The sequence below is a fragment of the Aporhodopirellula aestuarii genome, from assembly GCF_023701485.1.
Taxonomy (GTDB): Bacteria; Planctomycetota; Planctomycetia; order Pirellulales; family Pirellulaceae; genus Rhodopirellula; species Rhodopirellula aestuarii.
This window is the reverse complement of the sequence record NZ_JAMQBK010000025.1, coordinates 87,828-93,827: the sequence shown is the minus strand read 5'-3', so window position 1 is coordinate 93,827 and position 6,000 is coordinate 87,828. Positions and strand designations below refer to the sequence as shown.

Sequence of the window (6,000 nt, the reverse complement as noted above, 5' to 3'; positions counted from 1 at the left end):
GCGTGGGGGTCAGACTCGCGGCAAACGCTTCGCGTGGGGGTCAGACTCGCGTTTCGGGGTTGAACATCGTTCAGCGGACAGACACAATGATGGCGTGTGATCGTGTGTGCCTTTGTCGTGAGAACTCCTATGCCTCGTTTACCCCGTTTGGCGAAGAAAAGGGGTCAGGACTCTTTTACCGGCACTAGTGCCCGTCTACCCAACAATTAGCAACCTGGATTTAGTCAGCTAGGACCATCTATCGGTGTCACCGAGCGGACCGTAGGTTCATTTGCCCGGAGTGCCGCACCTTGGCTCGGAGGCGTCAGTCCGTCTACTCACGAAATCCGTGAGTCGCAAGCCAGCGCGGTTAAGCTCGCACTCCTTGACGTAGCGATAGCGGCGTAGGGCTACCGATTCGGGAACGTCATGGCGTATCGAGCGAAGAAAAGGGGTCAGGACTGAATGGCACGGGCATAGGCCTAAGCTGCTGTGGCGTAACGGTTTCGGTTCGGGTTGCGCGGGCAAGTCATGAGCCGGTAGTTCTTCGGGCGACGCTTGATTTCTCTTTTTTCTTGTCGGCCGGGCCGGTTACCTACTATCAACTCGGAAATGATTTCCAGCAGACTATCCCACCGTTGATCTCGACGATCTGCCCCCACTCGAAGTGACGAGGCGAATTCTTCGATAGCTTGCAGCGCACCGGTAAAACTCAGCTGGCTTGGATTCATCTTGAACTTCAACGCCGAAGCCAGCATGGCAGCTCGAACCAAGTTGTATCCGATCATGTGACAGTGAATCTCTTTGCGAACCATCTGTGGGCTTTTCAAGTCCGAAACCTATAATCGCAACGACAGATACAACTGCGTCATACCTTACATTGTGTTTTCTTTAAGCGGTGTCGACTACGTTGCGGAACCACATCGACATCACATGCTACGAAAGTGAGCTAAGAGTTGAACACGGGGGCGAATTTTCATCGCTCGAGTCCTTGGCGATCAACCGAACAATCCTCCTAGCCATTCCTATCCTACCAGACATGTCATCAAGCACCTGCAAAAAGCGGCAACGAAAGCGTCAGTCTCGTCGAACTGGTATCGCGGTCGTTGAGCTCGCAATTTGCCTTCCCTTAATCGTACTGATTTTCTTTGGCACGCTGGAAACCTGCCGTGCGATTTACTTGCGGCAGAATCTAGCCATCGTAGCTTACGAGGGGGCTCGCGTTGGAGTCCTGCCAGGCTCCAGTAGCGCAGTTGTGCAGCAGCAGTGTGAAATGCTCCTCGAGGATCGAGGCATCGACGGCTATGATGTGGTCACCTCACCAACGCCGGAAACGCTGCAGGTAGGAGGCACATTCCAAGTGACAGTCACCGCGCAGTGCGACAAAAACACGATGATTGGAAGCCAATTGTTTGCGGGCAAAGTTCTTTCTGAAACCGTCGTCATGCGAGCCGAATAACCTGATGCACACGCCCCCATTAAATGTCCGAAATTGGCATTCCCCCGTCTGCTTCTCTTCACGTCAACGAAAGGGAAGCATCTTAGTCGTTGTCTCGATGCTGCTTTCGGTTTTGCTTGTGATCAGCGCGTTTGCGATCAATATTGCATACGTCGAATCAGTTCGAACTCGGACGCAGATTGTGACCGATGCGGCAACACGAGCAGCGAGCGCAACGTTCATGGAAACTCAAGACCAAGCCGCATCTGTAGCGGCAGCCCAGCAAATGTCCTCTTTCAATCCAATTGACGGCGTCGTCGTGCCGATCGCTGCCACCGATTTAGAATTCGGACTAAGTGAGCGTCAATCGAAGGGCAAAGCGTACAGTTTCACTGCTGCCGCAAACGGCAACGCCGTTCGGCTTACAACGGATTCTTTCGCCTCTGGTGCTGGAAAGCCAATCCCACCGCTATTTCCTATCCAGGGATTGATTCGAGAGATTCGTCCACAATGTACTGCGACACACACCTTCACAACACTCGACGTCAGTGTCGTTGTCGACCGAAGCGGTTCAATGAGATACGCGGCAGACGAATCTAGTCAAACCCGTTCCCCACCCGTAGCCGAACCGGCAGGCTGGCAAACGGGCGACCCAGTCGCTCCAAATAGCCGTTGGCTAGACCTTGTTGCCTCGGTAAATAGCTTCTGCAATGAGTTGTCACAGACAGCCAAGATCGAGAAAGTTTCTCTGTGTGGATATGCGCACGCCTCTGCCTGCCATCAAACGCTGACCGATGACTATCAACTTATATCCGATGAACTCGACACACTATCAGCTAACTTTTATGGCGGAAGCACGAATGTTGGTGACGGAATTCTCGAGGGACTCGCTTCTGTATCGGACCCTAAATACTGTCGTCCTTGGGCCAGCAATGCTTTGGTTGTGATGAGTGATGGAAACCACAATACGGGGACGGACCCAATTTATGCGGCAGGTGAAGCAATCAAGAAATCAGTTCCGATATACACGGTCAGTTTTAGCTTCGAAGCTAATCAGGGGCTGATGCAAAGAATTGCTGACATGACCGGTGGCACCCATTATCACGCCGAAGACGCGCAGCAACTGAACGAGGCGTTCAAGCAAATTGCGCGCCGTCTACCATCCATGCTTACGGAATAGAATATGAAGACACGCGTGAGGCATCGCGTACGACCGACGCGCAAGCGTGCTCCCACGAAGTGCAATCGCTTGAGAGAAAACGTAGACATTTCCAAGCCTCGGCAAGGAGCGGTCGTTGTTGAGTTTGCGATCACGATGACTGTACTGCTGATGCTGGTGTTCGGAGCCATTGAAATGGTTCGGCTGTCCATGCTACGGCAATCGGTGGAGTACTCTTCCTACCTCGCAGCGCGAAAGGGAATGATCATCGGTGCCAACTCCAGTGATGTTGAAAACGAGGCGATTAATTATCTTGATGCGATTGGCATCCAAAACGCCACCGTAAGCGTGACCCCGTCCAAAATCACAGACGACACTGAAATAGTGGAAGTGAACGTGACGGTTCCAGTTCAAGGCAACAGCTGGGTGTCACCGGTCTACTTTAGTGGCGATCTGACGGGACGAACTCGGATGTTTGCAGAGCGTGCGGCTGCCAAGATGACTCAGGCCGTCGCTCCTCCCGCAACGCCTTGAGGGCAAGAAAAGGTGTCATTCAGTCCTGACACCTTTCTTCTGTCCAAAACAGCGAACCGCTGCCAAGGCTCCTGTCGCCATGGCCGATTCCGCGCTCGCCCAATTGGCTCCCGCGAGTCAACGAACCACTCGACGAAAAGGAACTCGATCAAATCCGATGGTCGATTCGCCGAGGCAACCCCCTTGGACAGTCAACTTGGGTAGAATCGATCGCACGTCGCCTCGACCTCGAATCCATCCTCCGCCCACGTGGAAGGCCCAAGAAAAAAGAATCGAGACAGAGAAAAGAGTCCTGACACCTTTTCTTCGTGACACCTTTTCTTCGGCGAAAATGATCGGTTCGGTGAGCGTATCCCGCGGCAAGAAGCAGGGACAAACGCACACCTAGCGAGCCAAGATTGACTTGAACCCAGTCCCCGCCATGGTCGAGATCACCAAATCGAAAGAGTGTCCAATCACACACTCACTGGAGTCCCTCCGCGAGCGTACCTGATTGCGGATCGACACGTTTCCTGGCAAGCGACGTACAGTGGTATGTCCACCATTTAAACATCGAAATTTACTAAACCTCACAGCAATGCTCAGCAGACATGGCGTTTGACAACACCACCCCTCTCACGGGGCTTGCTGTGAAAGATCGGCTCGCGCTTTCATCGAACGAAGGACTGCGATGCGGCTCGGCTCGAGCACGATCATCTGGTGAAATGGCCCTCCTGGTCTCTCCCGCATTGACCTGGAAAACCGAAATTCTCGCCGACGATCAAATCTAAACTCATGCCAATTGCAAACCGCTAGCGGAACTCAAAAGTTTTTTCTAGGCATTTTCTTCGTTGTTGCACTCAATAGCGGTCGATATAATACCCCTTAAAAACCGTTTTTCATCCTTGACAAAGGAAATGCAAAATCACGCATTCTAGAGTGGGAAGATTAGCCTTCCAGTCATGCTGGGTATCTACAGTAGCGGGCAGTCACTGAACTTAAATCGAATTTCGTAAACAATAATAAAAAGAGGTGCGTGATGAAGACGGACTCAGAGAACAAGATTCATTTCAAACGCGGTTTCACATTGGTGGAACTGCTGGTCGTGATCGCGATCATTGGCGTCCTCGTAGGCCTGCTTTTGCCAGCGGTTCAAGCAGCGCGAGAAGCAGCTCGCCGGATGAGCTGCAGCAACAATTTCAAGCAAATTGGCTTGGCTCTTCACAATTACCATGCCGCGTACAATCAGCTTCCGATACACAGCGGTGGGACCGATCGGAAGTCGACCGGGCTGAACAATTTTGGGTCGCTAAGCATGCTAGTTCCCATTACTCCATTCATGGAGCAGCAAGCAGTTTGGGAACAAGTTAGTAATCCTAGCGTCGAAAGAGTTGACGGCACGGCTCAGTCCCCGCCTTGGCCCGCGATGGGTCCTCAGCCGTGGCAGTCGCAGTACATTCCATGGAACACCGAGCTACCAGGGCTTCGTTGCCCCAGCGATCCTGGGAAGGGGCTCCCCGGTTTGGGGCGGACAAACTATGCGGCTTGTGTCGGTGACGCCATCTATCTCGTGCATTCCGGCGGGAAGAATCGGGCTGCCAATTGGGACTGTGATTGTGGGGCAAGCCCCTCTGCAAAGGAGCAATCCGATAGCGCCCGCGCAGTGGGTACTGCTAATAACGCCGCAGCCACGCAGGCTCGAGGAACCAATCGTGGGTTCTTCTGGATGCGCAACAAAACGGGGTTTCGTGACGTCCTTGATGGGCTTGCCAATACAATCGCCATGGGGGAAGCGGCGACCAGTCTTGGCACTAACGAGGTGGTCGGCGATGCGGTCACTGTTGGGGCTATCGCGATGATGACTAATCCGAAAGCCTGTGATGCAGCGATTGACCCGAGTCGTCCCCAATTTGTTACAGGAACGATTATTGAACGTGGGCACCGTTGGGCACACTCAACGCTCAGCTTTACAGCGGTCCAAACAATTCGCCCGCCCAATAGCGTTTCTTGTTTCTGGAACACCGCAGACGCCTCGCATGGGTACGGGACCGTCTCAAGTCGGCATCAAGGTGGCGCGCATATCTTGATGGGTGATGGCGCTGTACGGTTTATTACCGACAGTATCGAGGCGGGGACCCAGACCGCCGCTCCGGCAGGGGCTGGTCAGCAGAGTACGTATGGCCTCTGGGGGGCTTTGGGGACTCGCGCGTCAAAAGAGGTTATCGATAGCGAGTTCTAGTGCATTGACACGCTCGTCTGCCTCATGATCCACGCACCAGTTGGGTGCGTGGAGATTGTGCGGGAGTTTGTGTTGCTCGTCTTCCCACTAACTTAAATACCTTTTTACTTTGCTGGTAATCATGATTGTTCTGCGATGGAAGTTGCCTCTCTGTGCCTTTTTTGCGGTTGCTTTAGCGGCCAATACTCTTACTTTGGTGGGCTGTGGTACGAGCTCAGAACCAACGGTGATTGAGCGGCCGTCTGAGTTGTCTGATTACGAAAAGAAATTGCTGGCCGAAGAATCCCAGGCGGAAGAGCAGCCGTCACCCTGATACTCACTGTTTGTCTCTGGCCTTATAGTTCGCACGGAATGAGGAAGAAAAGGTGTCCGGTACCAAATAGCTGCAACGGTACCGGCCACCTCTTCTTCGTCACGGGTCCGAGTCGCCAGTTTTTTAACGATTGACTCCCACCCATCAAAGCTCGGACTTACATGGATTCATTCTGCTATCGATGGACTTGAGATCGACAACCCATATTCACCGCCGACCGAACAAGAACGCGAAGACCGCGACGATGGTGCGCTGTCGCGTCCAATGCCATGGACCAAAGCGATCGCACTTGCTTGCTTTAAGATCGCACTTGCTTGCGTGAAGTGGGTGATCCTAGTCGTTGGATTCTTCTGGGTTTT

At 53.1% G+C, this 6,000-nt stretch carries 7 protein-coding genes and 1 pseudogene; 7 read left to right on the top strand and 1 reads right to left on the bottom strand.

Annotated elements, in window-relative coordinates:
- Window positions 1-188: hypothetical protein (locus NB063_RS10115; protein WP_250928604.1), on the top strand; the 188-nt coding region annotated here is incomplete at its 5' end.
- Between the two features lie 273 nt (window positions 189-461).
- Here the strand turns inward: NB063_RS10115 and NB063_RS10110 are convergent.
- A complete protein-coding gene (locus tag NB063_RS10110; protein ID WP_250928603.1) occupies window positions 462-767 on the bottom strand; it encodes a hypothetical protein in 306 nt (101 codons plus the stop codon).
- Window positions 768-1,018: 251 nt separating this feature from the next.
- Between NB063_RS10110 and NB063_RS10105 the strand changes: the two genes are divergently transcribed.
- From NB063_RS10105 to NB063_RS10085, 6 genes and pseudogenes are all read left to right on the top strand, one after another.
- The gene (locus NB063_RS10105; protein ID WP_250928602.1) at window positions 1,019-1,438 is read left to right on the top strand and encodes a TadE family protein; all 420 of its coding nucleotides are present in this window, start codon (window positions 1,019-1,021) and stop codon (window positions 1,436-1,438) included.
- Between the two features lie 4 nt (window positions 1,439-1,442).
- A pseudogene (locus NB063_RS32575) lies at window positions 1,443-1,634 on the top strand (Tad domain-containing protein); the annotation flags it as partial.
- A gap of 24 nt (window positions 1,635-1,658) precedes the next feature.
- Window positions 1,659-2,597, top strand: a complete 939-nt coding sequence (locus NB063_RS10100; RefSeq protein ID WP_250928601.1) for a vWA domain-containing protein — start codon at window positions 1,659-1,661, stop codon at window positions 2,595-2,597.
- 69 nt (window positions 2,598-2,666) lie between these two features.
- A complete protein-coding gene (locus NB063_RS10095; protein WP_250928600.1) occupies window positions 2,667-3,110 on the top strand; it encodes a TadE/TadG family type IV pilus assembly protein in 444 nt (147 codons plus the stop codon).
- A 1,018-nt stretch (window positions 3,111-4,128) separates the two neighbouring features.
- Complete coding sequence (locus tag NB063_RS10090; protein ID WP_250928599.1) at window positions 4,129-5,328, top strand: DUF1559 domain-containing protein; 1,200 nt, start codon at window positions 4,129-4,131, stop codon at window positions 5,326-5,328.
- A gap of 121 nt (window positions 5,329-5,449) precedes the next feature.
- Window positions 5,450-5,641, top strand: coding sequence for a hypothetical protein (locus NB063_RS10085; protein ID WP_250928598.1), 192 nt, complete (start codon window positions 5,450-5,452; stop codon window positions 5,639-5,641).
- The last annotated feature ends 359 nt before the right edge of the window (window positions 5,642-6,000 follow it).

What these genes read in the sequence shown, in the direction of transcription:
- NB063_RS10105 (WP_250928602.1), top strand. Translation starts at nt 1,019, where the DNA reads ATGTCATCAAGCACCTGCAAAAAGCGGCAACGAAAGCGTCAGTCTCGT.
- NB063_RS10085 (WP_250928598.1), top strand. Translation starts at nt 5,450, where the DNA reads ATGATTGTTCTGCGATGGAAGTTGCCTCTCTGTGCCTTTTTTGCGGTT.
- NB063_RS10090 (WP_250928599.1), top strand. Translation starts at nt 4,129, where the DNA reads ATGAAGACGGACTCAGAGAACAAGATTCATTTCAAACGCGGTTTCACA.
- NB063_RS10110 (WP_250928603.1), bottom strand. Translation starts at nt 767, where the DNA reads ATGATCGGATACAACTTGGTTCGAGCTGCCATGCTGGCTTCGGCGTTG.
- NB063_RS10100 (WP_250928601.1), top strand. Translation starts at nt 1,659, where the DNA reads ATGGAAACTCAAGACCAAGCCGCATCTGTAGCGGCAGCCCAGCAAATG.